Here is a 15,327-nt window from a genome sequence, read left to right as displayed (position 1 = left end):
TAATGCAGGGTTGATGTTTGGGGAGGGAAATTTGGTGACACCGAGGAGGTGCCACCAAGGAAAAGCGGGATGTTTATCCTGCTTGGTTATTTGCGGCTTTCGGCACTGGCGTCGCGAATAGCGCGGAACTCATTGCCTTCATACCAGTTGGGCCAGTCGCGGCTGTTTGCCAGCTTCAGGCCCAATTGCAGGCCCAGCTGCAAATTCATAGCGGCGCCTTTCAGGTTCCAGTTGGGGTCGTACTCATCTCCCGGCTTGTGGTAGTGCTGGCTGAGATATTCCTTGTCCTTGGATTGTGCCCACTCCCGGCCGTGCTCATGGTTTTCGCTACCGGAATCAAAATACAGCATTGGCACGCCTTCTTTTGCCAGGCTGAAATGATCTGAGCGATAGAAGTAGCCGCGTTCCGGGTGCTCTTCAGCAGCCAGATAGCGGCCCTGTTTTTTGGCGGCTGCTTCTAAGAGATTTTCCAGCTCGCTGCTGCCGAAGCCAACGACGGTGATGTCTTTGGTGGGGCCCAAGACATTCATAGCGTCGAAGTTAAAGCCGGCAACCGTCTTTTCCAGAGGTTCAACTGGGTTAGCGGCATAGTATTTGGAGCCAAGTAAACCGGACTCTTCAGCAGTTACTGCAACGAATACCAGGGAGCGATCAGCTTGATCCTCTTTCACTGCTTGGGCTGCAAGAGCAAGTAGTCCAGCGGTGCCGGTGGCATTGTCCACTGCGCCATTGAAGATATGGTCTTCGCCAGAAGCGTTTCGGTTGACCCCTAAGTGGTCCCAGTGGGCAGTGTAAACAATGGTTTCATCTGCGTACTTTTTGCCGGGTAACTTAGCAATAACATTGCGAGAGTTGGACTTCTCAAGGCTGTTGCTGAGTTCGATGCTGGCTTTGAGTTCCAGTGACTTAGGCTTGAATCCAGATGCTTTTGCCGCTGCCATTTCTTCGGCCAAGTCGAGACCTGCTGCCTGGAACAGATCCTTCGCTGCCTGGTTGGTGATCCAGGCCTCAATCGCCACGCGATCGATATTCTTATTTTCTGCTTCAAGGCTTACCTGGGCGCCAGACCAGGAGCCGCTCACTACTTCCCAGGGGTAACCGGCAGCGCCATTCTCATGGATAATAATGGCTCCTGCGGCGCCCTGACGGGCAGCTTCTTCAAACTTGTAGCTCCAGCGACCGTAGTAGGTCATGGCATTGCCATTAAATAGAGCCTCATCTTGGGTGGCATAGCCGGGGTCATTCACCAGAATGACTGCGGTTTTGCCTTCCATATCCAGACCTGCGTAGTCATTCCAGTTGTTTTCTGGAGCTACGATGCCGTAACCGACAAAAACCAATTCGCTTTCATTGAGGCTGGATGCGCTGGTTTGGCGCTGGGTAAACGCGACCATGTCGTCAATAGGTTTTAGAACCTGGCCTACACCCTCGCCCTGAATAGTAAGGGGAGTGGATTGAATATCCATCTCTACAATGGGGACTTCCTGGAACCAGCTGGGGTTACCGTCGGAATCTACGGCACCAGGGGTAAGTCCGAGCGCCTTAAATTGCTCTGCCAGATAGTTTACCGTCAGCTCCTCACCTTTACTGGCGGGAGCGCGGCCTTCGAATTCATCGGAGGCCAATACGGCGACATGCTTGTGCAGGTCGGCAGCGACAGTATCAATTTGAGCCTTCTCAGCGGCTTCCAGATTGAGCTTTTCAGTGCTGTGCTCGATATGTTCTTTATGGGAGTGCGCTTGTGAGCTGACTTCTTCGTTGCCCTTGCTACAACCGCTGATAACACCGCCGATGGCTATAGCCAAGCCAAGGCGGCGCCAGGTGGTAGGAATTCGCATAATTTTGTCCTGACAGTCTTGTTAGGAGGCAGATTATGCCTGATCTTGTCTTAACTAACGATATATCAGCGATCAGTGGAGAGTAGAGTGTGGCTGGGCCCAGAGCTATATTCCCGTTTTGGTAATTTAGTTGAATATGGTGACAGGGTTTGTGTTTGAGAGGTTTCAATAAAACTCGCCTTGGATAGGAGGCTCGGGCTTAGCCTCCTATCCAGCCTAAACCCTCAAGTCGAGATTTTTGAGGTTAATTGTGCTGCCACTGGCCCTCAGTTATCTGGTCCTGATAGTTAATCCATACCTTGTCATAGCCAGTGGTTTCCTTGGCGCTTTTAAGGGCTTGGTTGTCCTGGCTATTGGTGGGGGCGGAAAACACGTAGTCATTGCCCAGTGCCTGGCACACCCCGGCACCATAAGAGAATGGGCCTGTTGAGGCGCTGACCAGCCAGCTACCGTCAGCCGTGTTCTTACATGCGAAGCTATATTGGTTGCTGCAGTTGGCATCATTCCAGCGCCCGTTACCCCACTGCAAAGCGCAATCCTCATTGTTCAAGTTATTTGGCTCATTCTGATCCCATGACCAAATAGCTGCAGCGATGCGGCCATCAGTCGTATTCATATTATCGAGATTGATTATGTTGTGACCTATAGCAAAGCCATTGCGCACATCGTCGGCTGTGATTCGTTCAATACCACCGCTAAAAATTTCTCCTATAGTGCCAATAGTGGTGCTGTCTTCCCACACTCGACCGATTTCCCCTAATCCGGTGAAGGCCATGTTCTTCATGTCACCATTTCCAGAGCAGCCGCTATCTTTCCACACGACGACTTGTTTCCCTGCAGCAAGCACATCATTTTTTGTAAGGCTGCTGGGGATACTCTGGCAGCCGCCACTGTAGAAAATCTTATCCCCGAATCGATCGGTTATTTGGTTGTAGAGATCTTGATGGCGCCCATCAGAGTGGTCCTCGATATATAAAATGATGACTTCGTCCTGATTGGCGCTGTCATTTAGCCAGTCCTTTATTTCGTTAAATCCTTCAGTCGCATACTTATCATTGATACTGCAGAGCCCATGGCATAGAAGTAATCTTTTTGGGTAGGAAAAAAGGCTCTCCATTTTCGTTGTCCAATGGACATCCAGCTCTATAAAGCGAGCTCCCATGCGCAATTGATCTTTTATGGAATGCTCCTGTTGAGGGTCCAGGTAGCGGCATCCCACTGAGAAGTTACAGGCGCGATACACTTCTGAGTTGTAAGAATTGTGTGTCCCCAAAATATTGTTTTCACTCATGGGAGTGTGGTTGTCTATTTGACGCTGTAGATCCAAGGCTGTGCCTGTCCAGCTGTTTTGGAAATCAGAAATGCTATCGGCCCAAAGGGGGAGAGAGGCGAAGGAAAGTACAAATAGAATCGATAGGATCATCTGTCTGATAGTGTGTTTCATTATTTTTCTCCGGACTGAGTAGATACGCTACCTTTGCAGTAGACGCTAGTGAATATTTTTTAATTTTTATTGGTGTGTGGTGCCTTAAGGTACCGTTTTTATTATTTTTGCTTTTTACTACGAATTGGACTTTTTTGTCTATGTGAAGAGGGTTGGTTTCTTGTTGTTTTCTGGTGGCATCATAATTCTATTGATAATGGATGGGTTGTGTAGCTCTCTCAGCAATAAATTCCGATAAATTATTCAGGGTCTTTCCTTGCTTTAATTAACAAGCTGTATAAGGGGAATTATGCGACTAATGAATAAGTGGGTTGTTTTGCTTGGCTCCTTTCCAGCCACCTTTATTTTGGGGTTGGACTACACCATTGTCAGTATTGCGCTGCCGACAATCCAGCAGAGTTTAGGTGCATCCTTTATTCAAACCCAGTGGGTTATGAATATATTTATGTTGATGCTATGTATCCTGATGGCCAGTATGGGGAGATTGGGGGATATTGTGGGCTCCCTGAAGATGCTCAATATTGGATGGGTATTACTTGCAGTTAGCTCCCTTTTCGCGGGATTGGCTGAGGATCCACTTTGGTTAATTGTCTGGCGGGCCTTTCAAGGTGTCTCCATTGCCATAATCGTGCCGAATAATATTGCTTTGCTGTCCCACACTTTTGTAGAAAAAGAAGCCGGATTTGCAATGGGATGGTGGATGTCGGTATTGGCTGTCGGCTTTGCTCTTGGTCCGGTATTGGGTGGGGTCCTATGTGAGTATTTGTCTTGGAGGTCGATCTTTTTTATTAATATCCCCTTTGTGTTGGTTAGTATGGTACTTGGTCTTTTTGTGATGCGGAGCCAGCAAAATTTAGATAAAGAAAAAAGTTATATTGACTGGCGTGGAATGATACTTCTTGCGCTTAGTGTGGGTTCGCTAGTGGTGTTAGTAGTTGAAGGGGCGCAAGTGGGTTGGTTGAGTTGGCCGATACTGTTGTTACTGGTTATTTCTATATTGAGTTTTATTGCCCTTTTTCGTGTTGAGCGAAAACTGGAGCAACCGTTGATCCATTTTGCCTATTTTAAGAATTTGCTATTTTCCGCTTGTATTTTAACCAATTTTAGTTTGTTGATATTTCTCATTTCTGCTTTCTTTTTATTACCATTTTATTTGCATATTGTGCGTCAGGATACAACGGTAATGTCCGGCTTGATTTTGCTCCCTATTACCTTGGTAATGGCTTTGGTATCTCCTGTGGCGGGCAGAATGGCGGCTAATTCCGCACCTGCGGCTCCAATCTTAATTGGTGTCATATGTATTTTGATTGCGGCAATCGTAATGACACAATTCTCAGTGGATACCAATTTTTCGACGCTTTTGCTGGCTTTTATACCTTTCGGTGTGGCTTGGGGATTTGTATTTAGTGCAACAGCCCCAATCGCTATTGGCGCTTTGCCGCCTAATAGTGCAGGTATAGCAACCGGAATGTTGTGGGGCATACAAAACATAGGCGCAGCACTTGGTTTGGCTGTAGTGGGTACTGTATTCCGGATAATGGAGAAACAGAGTTTGCTAAATCAATTGAAGGAAAGTGGGGTGCAGATTACCAGTGCACTGGAAAAATATATCGATGCATTGCTGATTAATCCTGAAAGGATTGAGCGTGGCGCAATGGGGGTGTCTGCTGCTCTGCACGGTCGCATCGCTAACATGTTTAATGAGGCTTTTGCCCAGGCTTTCCAGTCGGTGATGTGGGGGTTGGTTGTATTTACTTTTCTTTTGTTGGTTGCTGTAGCTGTATTATTGAAAAAATCACAGTGTAAGAAGGAAAGTTAGAAATGTTATTTTAATGGTCTCTGCAAGCTTTGAAATATAGAGGCTGTCCTGTGATTTTTGGCTCAAAAATATACGCCTACTCGGTTTTTATAAATCAATAATTACAATAAGAAAAGTCTCTCTAAAACTGGGCTGCCGTTTGAAACAGCCCAGCTCAAATTAATTTCTCTTGTTGGTAACGGTAATTTGGTTCACCGTATAGAGATTATTTGAGTGTTTTTAACACTTCGCGAATTGGGAAAAGAATATCGCGAGCGAGTTGTTGGCTTCGCGCCGGGGACCAACCTTCGATCAAGTCGGGCAGGTCATCATTGTCTTTAAACGGCATCTCCAATGTTAGAGCCAGGGTGCGGAATTGATGTCCAGCCCAGGCGGTACCAATTGTCAGATTTGCTTCGCCGGGTTTATCCAGCTCATATCCATGCTCCGTTTGGAAGTCGGGGCTGACGGCCTCATAAGCTTGCTTAAATGTCTCTTCCAGCTTGGCGTGGCGCTCGTCATAGCCGGGAATACCTTCACAAGCCGCAACAAAGTTATAGGGCAGGGCTTCATCACCATGAATATCCAGGAAGATATCCCCTCCTAGCTCCAACATTTTCTCCCTGACCAAAAAGACTTCCGGGCTTCGCTCCATTGTGGGGTTGAGCCACTCACGGTTCAGGTTGGCGCCCGCAGCGTTAGTGCGCAGATGCCCGCGAACGCTGCCGTCGGGGTTCATATTGGGTACTACATAAAATACGGTATCTGCCAGCAAGCTTTGCGCAGTAGGATTGGCATGGTCGAGCAAGGTTTCCAGGAAGCCCTCAACAAACCATTCCGCCATGGTCTCTCCTGGGTGTTGGCGGGCAATCATCCAAACACGATGTTTCGCGGTGTCGGCATTGCCAACCGTGAGCATGGTCATATCGCGCTCATCAAGGGTTTTACCGAGAGTTTGCAGTTTGACCAGGTCGTGGCTCTGCGCCCAAGCGAGCAGATCCAGGTGGCGTTCCCAGGAGTAGGGGGCGAAATAGGCGAGATAGATGCTGGGTTCATCCAGGGTTACAGTGAAGTCCAGAGTATTGCCGTCGTAGTTGGCGCCAATTCTGAACCAATTTTGACGATCGTATGAGGCACAGATGCGGTAGTTTTCCCAGCCTTCCGGGTAGGCGGATTTGCCGGCATTAACGATGCGCAAGGGATAGCTGGTGCCAATATCGCCTTCCAGACGAAAGTGAAACCATTGGTAGAAGTCAGAATTGTTGTCCTGACGGATTGCTAGCTCAATTGGATTGCTGTCGGTATTGATAACTTCGATATTGCCGCTGTCAAAGGCGCTGCTGATATACATGTAGAGAGCTCCACTCTTGTTCTTGGGCGCAGGATACAGCGGTAGGGGGAATTTTCCAGGAAGAAAGGTAGGGGATCTCGCCAATTTTGGGTGCGATAGGACGAAATCTCCTTTATTTAGTGAAATAGAAAAGCACGGTATCGATAAGGATACCGTGCTTTAGCCAATCCCTGGCGGCACCTGCTACGACTACTGCTCCCTGAAATTTCCGGTGTCGGACCCCAGGCGACTGCTTACTGCCCGGTCAGATCACAAGTGCGTCACTCCACACTGTCAGAAATTAGTAAATCTCCTTAACATCCCGCAGCAAGTGCTGGTTAAAGTTTAGGCAATCGAGCCTGCTTGATGTTGTACGAACGTTTCGATCGGCGTAAATTTGATGATCTTTTTGTCTCAGGGCTATCTGACGTGAATTTGTACAGATAGAGAATAGGTCCCATGGCATTAGTGGGAATAGAAAGAACAAGTAATAGCTCCGCATAGGGGGCTTTCGTGAGAGGTGACACCATGAATAGAGTGATTAAACGAAGTATCGTGGCATCCGCTGCGCTTGTAACAGTGATGAATCTGAGCGCCTGTGGCTATTTCCTGTACCCGGAGCGCAAAGGGCAGGCGGGTGGGCGAGTTGATCCTGCGGTCGTAATCTTGGACGGCGCAGGCCTGCTATTTGGCTTGCTGCCGGGCATAGTGGCTTTCGCTGTCGATATTACCAATGGCACCATTTATTTGCCGCCAGGGCATAGCTCGGTTTTTGATCGCCATTTAAGCAGTACTGACCAGGGGGCACCTGCGGAGGTTACAGACGAAGAGGGGCAGGTCTGGATCCGACTTCCGGTGGAGGGCGTCGATGAGAATACCCGACTAGAAGTACTCAGTGATCAGTTGTCAGGGATAACAGGGCAGCAAGTAGATGCTGAAGATATTGTTTGGTTACAGGACTCAGCCGAGCTTCGTGCAGTAAGCCGTTTCCAGGCTGCGTCTCGCTAGTTTTTCCCAGCTTTGAGCGCCTCGGGAGTTGAAGGCTCCCGAGCTTAAGCTGTAGAAGAGACCTTTCAGGTGGCTGCGCCAAAGGGGGTAAGCCCCTCGAGGGCCAAGGGGATAACGCTTGCAGCAAGCAACAATCCCATAGCAATGTTAAAGCTTCGCAAGTAGCGTGGTTCAGTCAGGAACCGTTTTAGCCCAACGCCAAAGAATAGCCAAATGGCAACGCAAGGCCCGCCAATGGTGATAAATGCCAGTGCAACCTTAACAACTCCCGACCATATTTCTGTGCCGGGACTGGTGAAAGCAGCCAGTGCTCCAGTGGCCATAATCCAGCCTTTGGGATTGATCCACTGAAAAGCCATCGCCTGGGTAAAGCTCAGGGGTTGGCTTGAATTTCCAGAACCCATTTCCCGGGTCGAACCAATTATCCATGCCAGGTAGAGTAAATAGGCAATGCCTGCCCAGCGAATAACTTCATGCAGAAAAGGGAAGTGATTGAAGGCGGTTCCCAGTCCCAAGCCAATGGCAACCACCATGGCGGGAAATCCCAGCCAAATTCCCAGTAGGTGAGGTGTTGAACTGTAGATGCCGTGATTGAGCCCTGAGGACATAATCATCAGGTTATTAGGGCCCGGTGTAATACTGGCTGAGAAAGCAAAAAGGGCGATTGGCAAAAGAGATTCAATCACAGGTGTACCAGAGGAAAAGGCGACTTCATGCTAATATGCGCGCGAATAATGGGTATCACAAGTGAAATTTATAGACAGCCATTGCCACTTTGATTTTGAGGCTTTTTCACTGGACCGGGATCAGGTGTGGCAAAGATGTCTCAATGCCGGAATAGATAGGGTCATTATCCCCGGCGTTTGCGAGGCTCAGTGGCAGTCGTTGGGCGCTCTGGTATCGGAACAGCCCGGTTGGATGATGGCTGCTGGTGTTCACCCTTGGTGGGTGAAGAAAATCCCGCAAGATTCCCGCTGGCGGGAAAATCTGATGGAGTTGGGAGTACGGCTTAGTGAGAGCCTTGAGAAATACTCATGTGTCGCTGTTGGAGAGTGTGGCTTGGATGCCTCTATCGGCACTGACTTGAATAAGCAGGAAGATATTCTCAAGCTTCATTTGGAGATTGCTAGTAACCATGAACTGCCGATTATTCTGCATGTTCACCGGGCCCACAATGAACTCCTGAGGCTGTTAAAGCAATTCAAGCTCCCGCGGGGAGGTGTGATCCACGCTTTCAGTGGCAGTGAGCAAATGGCGCAAGAGTACTGGAAGCGCGGCTTCTATCTGGGTATCGGTGGAACAATTACTTACCCACGGGCAGCGAAAACCCGACGGGCTGTGTCACGTGCGCCGCTGGAGAGTTTACTGCTTGAGTCGGACGCCCCGGATATGCCCCTTTCAGGTCAGCAGGGTATGCGTAATAGCCCTGAAAACCTTTCTAAAATTGCACAAGCACTGGCTGATTTGCGGGGAGTTTCCGTGCGGGAAATCGCCAATGCTACCTGTCGAAATACTGAGAAGTTATTTTCCCTATGAGTTTTTCCGCTGAATCATTCAGGCAGTCATTTCCCCTCTTTGATCAAGAGGAGAATAAGGAGTTGGTATACCTGGATAATGCTGCAACGACGCAGAAGCCAGAGGCAGTGATTAATGCTGTACGCGATTACTATGTGCACAGCAATGCCAATACGCACCGCTCCAGTCATCGTCTGGCGCGTAAAGCTACAGAAATGGTGGAGCGAGTGCGTCGCCAAGCGGCAAAGTTTGTTAATGCTGCCAGCACAAGGGAAATTGTATTTTGTCGCGGTGCTACTGAGGCATTGAATTTGTTGGCGCACAGCCTGTGTAGTGAGTTGCAGGCTGGGGATGAAATTGTCATCTCAACAGCGGAGCACCATGCAAATATTATCCCTTGGCAGATGGCGGCCAAGCGATTCAATTTGAGTTTGCGCTATGTACCCCATGTAGCGGGTGTCCCGGAATTTGATCGCCTGGGAGAAGTGCTGAATGAGCGCACAAGAATTGTATCCCTGACCGGCGGTTCCAACGCACTCGGATTGCGTCCGGACCTGGCTGCAGTGAGGCAATTGCTGCGCAGAAAGCACTTGATGTGGATTGTTGATGGCGCCCAGTTGGCAGCCCATGAAGTGATTGATGTGCAGAAAATTGGCTGTGATTTTTTTGTTTCCTCCGCACATAAGTTTTACGGCCCGTCAGGAATTGGTTTCTTATACGGTAGGGAAACACTTTTGGAATCTATGCCACCATGGCTGGGTGGTGGAGAAATGATCTCCGACGTTGAACTTGAAACGAGTCATTATGCAGGCTTGCCGCACAAATTTGAGGCAGGCACTTCTCCGCTGGCGGCAATAGCGGGTCTTGGAGCGGCACTGGAATTTCTTGAGCAGCAAGATAGGGTCGCAATAGCGGCGCATGAGCAGAAATTGGTGCGATGGATACATCGCGAACTGATAGCGTCCCCCAATTTTAGGGTTATCAGCCAAGTGCGCCACAATCTGGGTATTGTCTCTTTTGTGCCTATTCATGGTAGCGCTGCCGATTTAATGCACTGGCTGGACGAGCGCGATATTGCAGTGAGAGTAGGCCATCACTGTGCACAATTGTTAGGTAAAGAGAGCGGTGATTTGGTGACGGTCCGAGCCTCAGTCGCAGCCTACAATACCGATAGCGATATTCAGGCTTTTTTGCAGGCCCTGGAAGAGTATTGTGAGATCCAGAAGTCAATTGAGCCGGGGGCTAGTATTCAGCGTGATGAATGGGCCAGGGATGATTTCTCCTCGTTATTGCTGGAGAGTTTAGTTTCCCAGCGCAACTGGCAGGGACGTTATAGAGAATTAATGCTGTGGAGTAAAACTATTGCCCGAAAGCCCGAGATACGTACCGAGGAAAACCTGGTGCGGGGTTGTGAGTCCGCAGCTTGGTTAGCGCACCGGACAGAGGGTGGTAGGCACTATTTTGGATTGGAAAGCGACAGCCGGGTTGTAAAAGGCCTGGGTGCGTTATTACTTTCACAAATCGATGGCCGCACGGCTATTGAGATTCGAGAGAGAGATCTTTCTCTGTTATTTGCTGAGCTAGGACTCGGTAAGCACTTAAGTGAATCGCGCAGCAATGGTTTTTACGCATTGCTGCAACGTGCTTTGAATCTGGTGGAGCAGACCTCCCATTAACTTAACTGGAGCGGGGTATGGGGGCCTCCACCGCAATAGGCCTTATATTGGAAATAGGCTTTAAACCAAACAGCGGCCGTAAAACTGGATTTCTTCGGATGATAAATTCATATGAAGCCCAGCAGCCGAAAATAGTGATTAATAATACTAGCAAGGGCTCCAGGATGGGCCCCAGAGCGAGTTGCCCCAATTGATACACAGCGATTACGGTAATGGTTTGATGGAGGATATACCAGGGATAAACCGCTTCAGTGGCATAGGGTAACCAACGGAATTGCTTATTGAGAAATCGATAAGCGCAGGCTAAAACAGCCAGGAGCCATACCCATCGATTTGTATAGATAACAATAAAAAGCAGTATTTTCTGCGCGGGAATACTGTTATCAGGTAGTACTCGATCAAATAATAGATATAGGGCGAAAGTGAGGGGCGCTGCAATAATCAAGCGATTGCGCAGCCTTGCCAGTATTTCCCAGGGAGCGTTACTGCTGACCAGCAAGTAGCCGCAGAAGAAATAAGTAAAAAATCTGGCATGGGTGTACCAGTCGTCGACGACGGCATAGTTTATTCCACCAAAGCGCGGAAATAGGACCAGGCCGTACACCATCATAGGCACAAGCGGTAGAATTAGCAGTTGCCAAGATTTAATATTCTCCATGAATCGGCCCAGCCACCGTTGGTGTTTAAACCACAGGGCTAGAGGAATAAGGGCCAGGGTGTAGCATGCCAGATAGGGTAGATACCACAGGTGGTTCCAGGTCAGGCCAAACTCACTTCCAGCAAAGGCATTTTCTGGCCAGGGGCTGAACGAGAAGTACTTCAGCAGGAAAGATAAGTATCCAGGCTCAATAATGCCGTTGCTTAGCGCTTCATAGTAGGCCTGGGGTGGAACCACCACCAGCATTCCAAATGCCAGCGGAATCAATAGCTGCTTCATTCTTCTCAGTAAGTAACCCCCAGTGCCCAGCTTGTGGAAGAGAAAATAGCTGGCTGCACCTGAAATCAGGAACAACAACGGCATCCGCCACTGGTTAACCGCTAGCATTACCAGTTGTAGTGGCTCGCTTTGGTAGCTGCTTTTTACATGCCACCCCCATTCCGCGACATAGGCCATTCCCAGGTGGTAGAGAATAAGTAGGCCAAAGGCTAGTACACGAAGGGCGTCAATATCGTGGCGTCTCTGTGTTATTGAATGCATAGGTTTCGTCGTTCGAGGCTGTTTTAGTCGCTTGCTATGCTCCCGTTAGTATTTGCCATTAGCTATCCCAAAGTGCCGATTTGTAGGGTATTAGGGGCCAGTGGTGGTTTTTGGGGGTGAATCGGGGGTAGACTGCCGATGAATTTTTATACTGGTTCAGGAGCAATGACGGTTCAGCAGTATTTGACGCACCGGCGACAGTTTGAGGTGGGGTTCTGGGTGTTGTTTTTTGTCGGCCAGTGGCTTGTTCAGTTCGCTTTGGCATACTTTGATCACCGCCGCTGGGGTTCTATTTTTCAGCCATGGGAATTTCTGGTGTGGGAGGGAACCAGTATCCTAATGATCGCAATCTTATTTCCGTTGATATTGCTTCTTGATCATTATTTTCCCCTGCGTAAGGGGAGAGTTCGGCAGAACTTGGCCATACATTTATTTTTCACTTTGCCTTGGTCCTTGGTCCACGTTTCCGGCATGGTGTTTATGAGGACGGTCATTTACCACCTTAATGACGGTTCCTATAACTTTGGTAACTGGCCTGTAGAATTTTTCTATGAATATCTCAAAGATATTCAAACCTATGCCGCTCTTTTAAGCTCTGTTTATTTGTACCGCTTCTTATTGGTACGTTTACAGGGTGAGGCGCGCTTACTAGAAGAGCCAGATGAGGGAGATGCTGCTGAGCCAGTAGAAAGGCCGGAGCGTCTTCTGGTGAAAAAGCTGGGAAAAGAATTTCTGGTTAATGTGCAGGATATCGAATGGGTGGAAGCTGCTGGCAACTATGTCAATCTGCACCTGGGCGATAGAATTTACCCCCTGAGAGAGACTATGACCAAGTTACTGGAGCGTTTGGATCCAGGGTCATTCGCTCGCATCCACCGCTCCTATATTGTGCGCTTGGACTCTATTGCGGAGATTGAACCCCTGGAGAGCGGTGATGCGCGTATTCACTTGGTTGGCGGCCAGCTGATCCCGGTGAGCAGGCGCTACCGCGATCAGCTGAGGGCTCAATTAACCCCGGCTTAGTTTTTTGCCTGGAGAAGTCGCTCGATGGCCCGGTTGGCGGCCAAAAACCCAAAGGTGCCGGTAATCATAGTTGCCGCACCAAAGCCGCCACTGCAGTCTAATTTAACACCGTCCTGCATAGCGCTCTTCTGCTGGCATACTTGCCCATCTGGCTGCGGGTATACCATTGCTTCAGTGGAAAAGATCGCATCGATGCCAAACTGGCGCTTGCGACTCTTCTGGAAGTTGTGAAAGCGGTATAGATGTTGGCGGACTTTTGCCAGCATCGGATCATTAATTGTACGGCCGAGATCGGCGCACTCAATGCGATCGGGGGAGCGCTTACCTCCTGCGGAACCAACCGTTATCAAGCGTATTTTTCGGGCTTTACAGTAAGCGATCAGGGCGGCTTTTACCCGTGCGGAGTCTATTGCATCAATCACCACATCGATAGGGTGTATATCAGGATTGATCAGCTCTGAGAAATTGTCATTAGCGATAAAGTCCTCTTCCGTATGAACTGTAATCTCCGGGTTAATCTGCCGTAGGCGCTCTGCCATCACCTCGACCTTGATGTGGCCTACAGTATCGGCGAGTGCGTGGCTCTGACGATTGGTATTGGTGATGCAGACGTCATCCAAGTCTATTAGCGTCAACTGGCCAATGCCGCTTCGCGCCAAGGCCTCTGCGGTCCAGCTCCCTACGCCACCAATACCGATCACCAATATGTGAGCAGAGGATAAAATTTCGAGGGCCTTATCGCCATACAGGCGAGCAATGCCGCCAAATCGCTGTAAATACTGGTCAGACAAGCTCATCTGGGGTCTCTTCAGGTACATCTTCCAAAAACCGCTGTTTGTCAGCGTCACACGGCAATAGGCAACTTTCCCGTTGACCAAACCAGCGATAGCGGTTTCGAGCAACCAAGTCGTAGAGCCAATCCCTTGCCGGGCGGGGAATGTAGCGCAAAATGGCCAATAAACGCCAGGGTTGTGGTAGGCGGCTGGCAATTCTCAGTGCCGCTTCACTTTTGTAAAAGGATTGGTAAGTGCCACCATGTCGTTCCAGCAAAATCATGGTTTGGTAAGTGTCCAGCGGCAGGTTCAGCTGTTTAAGGAAGTGCTGGCCTGCATTGGACTGCACTCGGCACAGGGTAAAGCGCTGCTCTCTGTCGCGCTTGAGTATTAGTTGACTCCAGCTATTGCACAGGTTGCAGATGCTATCAAACAGGATGATGTTGTTTGGCAATGACATTGGGGAAGGGGGGAACGCCGCGCGGCTGGCGGCGTTTCATATCATGGGATCAGTGCACGTGGCCGTGATCAACTTCTTCGGCAGTCGCTTCGCGTACAGAAACAACTTCAATTTCGAAGTGCAGCTCAACGCCGGCGAGGGGGTGGTTGCCATTGATAGTGACTTCGTCGCCGTCGATGTCGATAATTTCGACTTCAATCGGGTGACCTTCGGTGCTCTCTGCACGGAATGCCATTCCTACAGATAACTCTTCAACACCACCAAAGGCACTGCGCGGCATGGTTTGGATCAGCTCCGGGTTTTGCTCGCCGTAACCGTCTTCTGGTGCGATTACCGCAGTAAATTTATCACCGGGTGCCTTTTCCAGCATCTCGCGCTCAAGCCCAGGAATGATATTACCAACCCCTTGCAGATATTTGAGCGGCTCTCCATTGGCTGAGGAGTCAATGACTGTTCCGTCAGCATCTTTCAGGGTGTAGTGGATCTCCACAACTGTGTGGTTGGCAATCTTCATGAATAATCTCTGATATAAAAGAGTATGTGAATGAGCGCTTACCGCTGCGCAATAAAACGGGGGGTAAAGGCTGTGAAGCGCAATTGTATTGACAGGGCGGGCGCGCCGCAACTTGTGCGTGCGCGCCGCTGATAAAGATTAGCAAGCGATTGACAGGTCCTGCTCACAACCTCCATAGAGATTGGTTACGATCGCAACCAGTTGTGTGCTGAAGTCAGGGCGATAGCCCAACTCCAATAGGCGACCCTCGAAATACTCCAGCATTGAATCGAATAGCTCTGGGTTTAACCCCCTGGCTAAAAAACGGGCGCGACTACTCCGGTCTGGTTCCGGTGTAGATGACAACGCATGGCTCAAAAACTGAGCTTGACGACTTAATTGTTTGCGGAAATCACAAGTTTCGTAGGCTGAAAGGTGGTGGCTGAGAGCACCGTAAAATTCACTGACTGTACGGTTGACAAATTTAGCACCACCGACCTGATCCAACAGGCTTTCCATATCTCTCCCCCCGGTGAGCAGTTGGCACTGATTTAAAGTTTATCCGCAGAGCCGAAAAAGTATTTTGGTAACGAGAAGCACAATGTGCATTGGCTCAATGGCGGTACAACATTAATTGGTGACGAGCCTAAGACATATTCTTTCAGTATGCCAACTTGGTTTAAGAAAATTGTCATTCTGTTCGACAGGTTGTCACATATTGGGGGTTTATTTCGCCAAAGAAGAAAATCTATGTTTGCGCAAGTATTTTCT

The 15,327-nt window shown here is 49.2% G+C and carries 14 protein-coding genes; 5 read left to right on the top strand and 9 right to left on the bottom strand.

What is annotated here, in order from left to right:
* Positions 1-86: 86 nt before the first annotated feature.
* On the bottom strand, positions 87-1,838 hold the full coding sequence (locus ACJJIS_RS13585; RefSeq protein WP_475708330.1) for a M28 family metallopeptidase: 1,752 nt from the start codon (positions 1,836-1,838) through the stop codon (positions 87-89).
* Positions 1,839-2,082: 244 nt separating this feature from the next.
* The gene (locus tag ACJJIS_RS13580) at positions 2,083-3,282 is read right to left on the bottom strand and encodes a phosphatidylinositol-specific phospholipase C domain-containing protein (protein WP_475708329.1); all 1,200 of its coding nucleotides are present in this window, start codon (positions 3,280-3,282) and stop codon (positions 2,083-2,085) included.
* A 298-nt stretch (positions 3,283-3,580) separates the two neighbouring features.
* Here ACJJIS_RS13580 and ACJJIS_RS13575 point away from each other — a divergent pair, with 298 nt between their 5' ends.
* Entirely contained in the window at positions 3,581-5,101 is a 1,521-nt protein-coding gene (locus tag ACJJIS_RS13575; protein ID WP_444905788.1) for an MFS transporter, read from the top strand.
* 205 nt (positions 5,102-5,306) lie between these two features.
* Here the strand turns inward: ACJJIS_RS13575 and ACJJIS_RS13570 are convergent, their stop codons facing one another.
* On the bottom strand, positions 5,307-6,431 hold the full coding sequence (locus tag ACJJIS_RS13570) for a M14 family metallopeptidase (protein WP_444905787.1): 1,125 nt from the start codon (positions 6,429-6,431) through the stop codon (positions 5,307-5,309).
* A 507-nt stretch (positions 6,432-6,938) separates the two neighbouring features.
* Here ACJJIS_RS13570 and ACJJIS_RS13565 point away from each other — a divergent pair.
* On the top strand, positions 6,939-7,418 hold the full coding sequence (locus ACJJIS_RS13565) for a hypothetical protein (protein WP_444905786.1): 480 nt from the start codon (positions 6,939-6,941) through the stop codon (positions 7,416-7,418).
* 65 nt (positions 7,419-7,483) lie between these two features.
* On the opposite strand, the gene ACJJIS_RS13560 is transcribed toward ACJJIS_RS13565, so the two are convergent.
* Positions 7,484-8,104 (bottom strand): LysE family translocator, encoded by a 621-nt coding sequence (locus tag ACJJIS_RS13560; RefSeq protein ID WP_413665151.1) that lies wholly within the window; start codon positions 8,102-8,104, stop codon positions 7,484-7,486.
* Between the two features lie 61 nt (positions 8,105-8,165).
* Here ACJJIS_RS13560 and ACJJIS_RS13555 point away from each other — a divergent pair, with 61 nt between their 5' ends.
* Together ACJJIS_RS13555 and ACJJIS_RS13550 are read left to right on the top strand one after the other, a co-directional pair.
* Positions 8,166-8,954, top strand: a complete 789-nt coding sequence (locus ACJJIS_RS13555; RefSeq protein WP_445364735.1) for a TatD family hydrolase — start codon at positions 8,166-8,168, stop codon at positions 8,952-8,954.
* Positions 8,951-10,609: an aminotransferase class V-fold PLP-dependent enzyme gene (locus ACJJIS_RS13550; protein ID WP_475708328.1), complete on the top strand. Its 1,659-nt coding sequence runs from the start codon at positions 8,951-8,953 to the stop codon at positions 10,607-10,609. The genes ACJJIS_RS13555 and ACJJIS_RS13550 overlap by 4 nt, the downstream gene beginning before the upstream one ends.
* A gap of 1 nt (position 10,610) precedes the next feature.
* Here ACJJIS_RS13550 and ACJJIS_RS13545 read toward each other — a convergent pair whose 3' ends face one another.
* Positions 10,611-11,807 (bottom strand): acyltransferase family protein, encoded by a 1,197-nt coding sequence (locus tag ACJJIS_RS13545; RefSeq protein WP_444905782.1) that lies wholly within the window; start codon positions 11,805-11,807, stop codon positions 10,611-10,613.
* Positions 11,808-11,945: 138 nt separating this feature from the next.
* On the opposite strand from ACJJIS_RS13545, the gene ACJJIS_RS13540 reads away from it, so the two are divergent.
* Complete coding sequence (locus tag ACJJIS_RS13540; protein WP_475708327.1) at positions 11,946-12,830, top strand: LytR/AlgR family response regulator transcription factor; 885 nt, start codon at positions 11,946-11,948, stop codon at positions 12,828-12,830.
* Here ACJJIS_RS13540 and tcdA read toward each other — a convergent pair.
* The 4 genes from tcdA to ACJJIS_RS13520 form a co-directional block, all read right to left on the bottom strand.
* Positions 12,827-13,627 carry a tRNA cyclic N6-threonylcarbamoyladenosine(37) synthase TcdA gene (gene tcdA, locus ACJJIS_RS13535; protein ID WP_282933452.1) on the bottom strand — a complete coding sequence of 267 codons (801 nt, stop codon included), beginning with the start codon at positions 13,625-13,627 and terminating at the stop codon, positions 12,827-12,829. The two genes, ACJJIS_RS13540 and tcdA, sit on opposite strands and share 4 nt — an antisense overlap.
* Positions 13,614-14,063, bottom strand: a complete 450-nt coding sequence (locus tag ACJJIS_RS13530) for a thiol-disulfide oxidoreductase DCC family protein (protein ID WP_444894339.1) — start codon at positions 14,061-14,063, stop codon at positions 13,614-13,616. Before ACJJIS_RS13530 ends, tcdA begins: the two co-directional genes overlap by 14 nt.
* A gap of 49 nt (positions 14,064-14,112) precedes the next feature.
* Complete coding sequence (locus ACJJIS_RS13525; RefSeq protein ID WP_413665157.1) at positions 14,113-14,577, bottom strand: FKBP-type peptidyl-prolyl cis-trans isomerase; 465 nt, start codon at positions 14,575-14,577, stop codon at positions 14,113-14,115.
* Between the two features lie 138 nt (positions 14,578-14,715).
* Positions 14,716-15,075 (bottom strand): hypothetical protein, encoded by a 360-nt coding sequence (locus tag ACJJIS_RS13520; protein WP_444896694.1) that lies wholly within the window; start codon positions 15,073-15,075, stop codon positions 14,716-14,718.
* Positions 15,076-15,327: the final 252 nt, after the last annotated feature.

Source organism: Microbulbifer maximicatervae (SeqCode) (genome assembly GCF_056231245.1).
This window is presented reverse-complemented; position numbering and strand designations above follow the sequence as displayed.

What these genes read in the sequence shown, in the direction of transcription:
- ACJJIS_RS13585 (WP_475708330.1), bottom strand. Translation starts at nt 1,838, where the DNA reads ATGCGAATTCCTACCACCTGGCGCCGCCTTGGCTTGGCTATAGCCATC.
- ACJJIS_RS13580 (WP_475708329.1), bottom strand. Translation starts at nt 3,282, where the DNA reads ATGAAACACACTATCAGACAGATGATCCTATCGATTCTATTTGTACTT.
- ACJJIS_RS13575 (WP_444905788.1), top strand. Translation starts at nt 3,581, where the DNA reads ATGAATAAGTGGGTTGTTTTGCTTGGCTCCTTTCCAGCCACCTTTATT.
- ACJJIS_RS13570 (WP_444905787.1), bottom strand. Translation starts at nt 6,431, where the DNA reads ATGTATATCAGCAGCGCCTTTGACAGCGGCAATATCGAAGTTATCAAT.
- ACJJIS_RS13565 (WP_444905786.1), top strand. Translation starts at nt 6,939, where the DNA reads ATGAATAGAGTGATTAAACGAAGTATCGTGGCATCCGCTGCGCTTGTA.
- ACJJIS_RS13550 (WP_475708328.1), top strand. Translation starts at nt 8,951, where the DNA reads ATGAGTTTTTCCGCTGAATCATTCAGGCAGTCATTTCCCCTCTTTGAT.
- ACJJIS_RS13545 (WP_444905782.1), bottom strand. Translation starts at nt 11,807, where the DNA reads ATGCATTCAATAACACAGAGACGCCACGATATTGACGCCCTTCGTGTA.
- ACJJIS_RS13540 (WP_475708327.1), top strand. Translation starts at nt 11,946, where the DNA reads ATGAATTTTTATACTGGTTCAGGAGCAATGACGGTTCAGCAGTATTTG.
- tcdA (WP_282933452.1), bottom strand. Translation starts at nt 13,627, where the DNA reads ATGAGCTTGTCTGACCAGTATTTACAGCGATTTGGCGGCATTGCTCGC.
- ACJJIS_RS13530 (WP_444894339.1), bottom strand. Translation starts at nt 14,063, where the DNA reads ATGTCATTGCCAAACAACATCATCCTGTTTGATAGCATCTGCAACCTG.
- ACJJIS_RS13525 (WP_413665157.1), bottom strand. Translation starts at nt 14,577, where the DNA reads ATGAAGATTGCCAACCACACAGTTGTGGAGATCCACTACACCCTGAAA.
- ACJJIS_RS13520 (WP_444896694.1), bottom strand. Translation starts at nt 15,075, where the DNA reads ATGGAAAGCCTGTTGGATCAGGTCGGTGGTGCTAAATTTGTCAACCGT.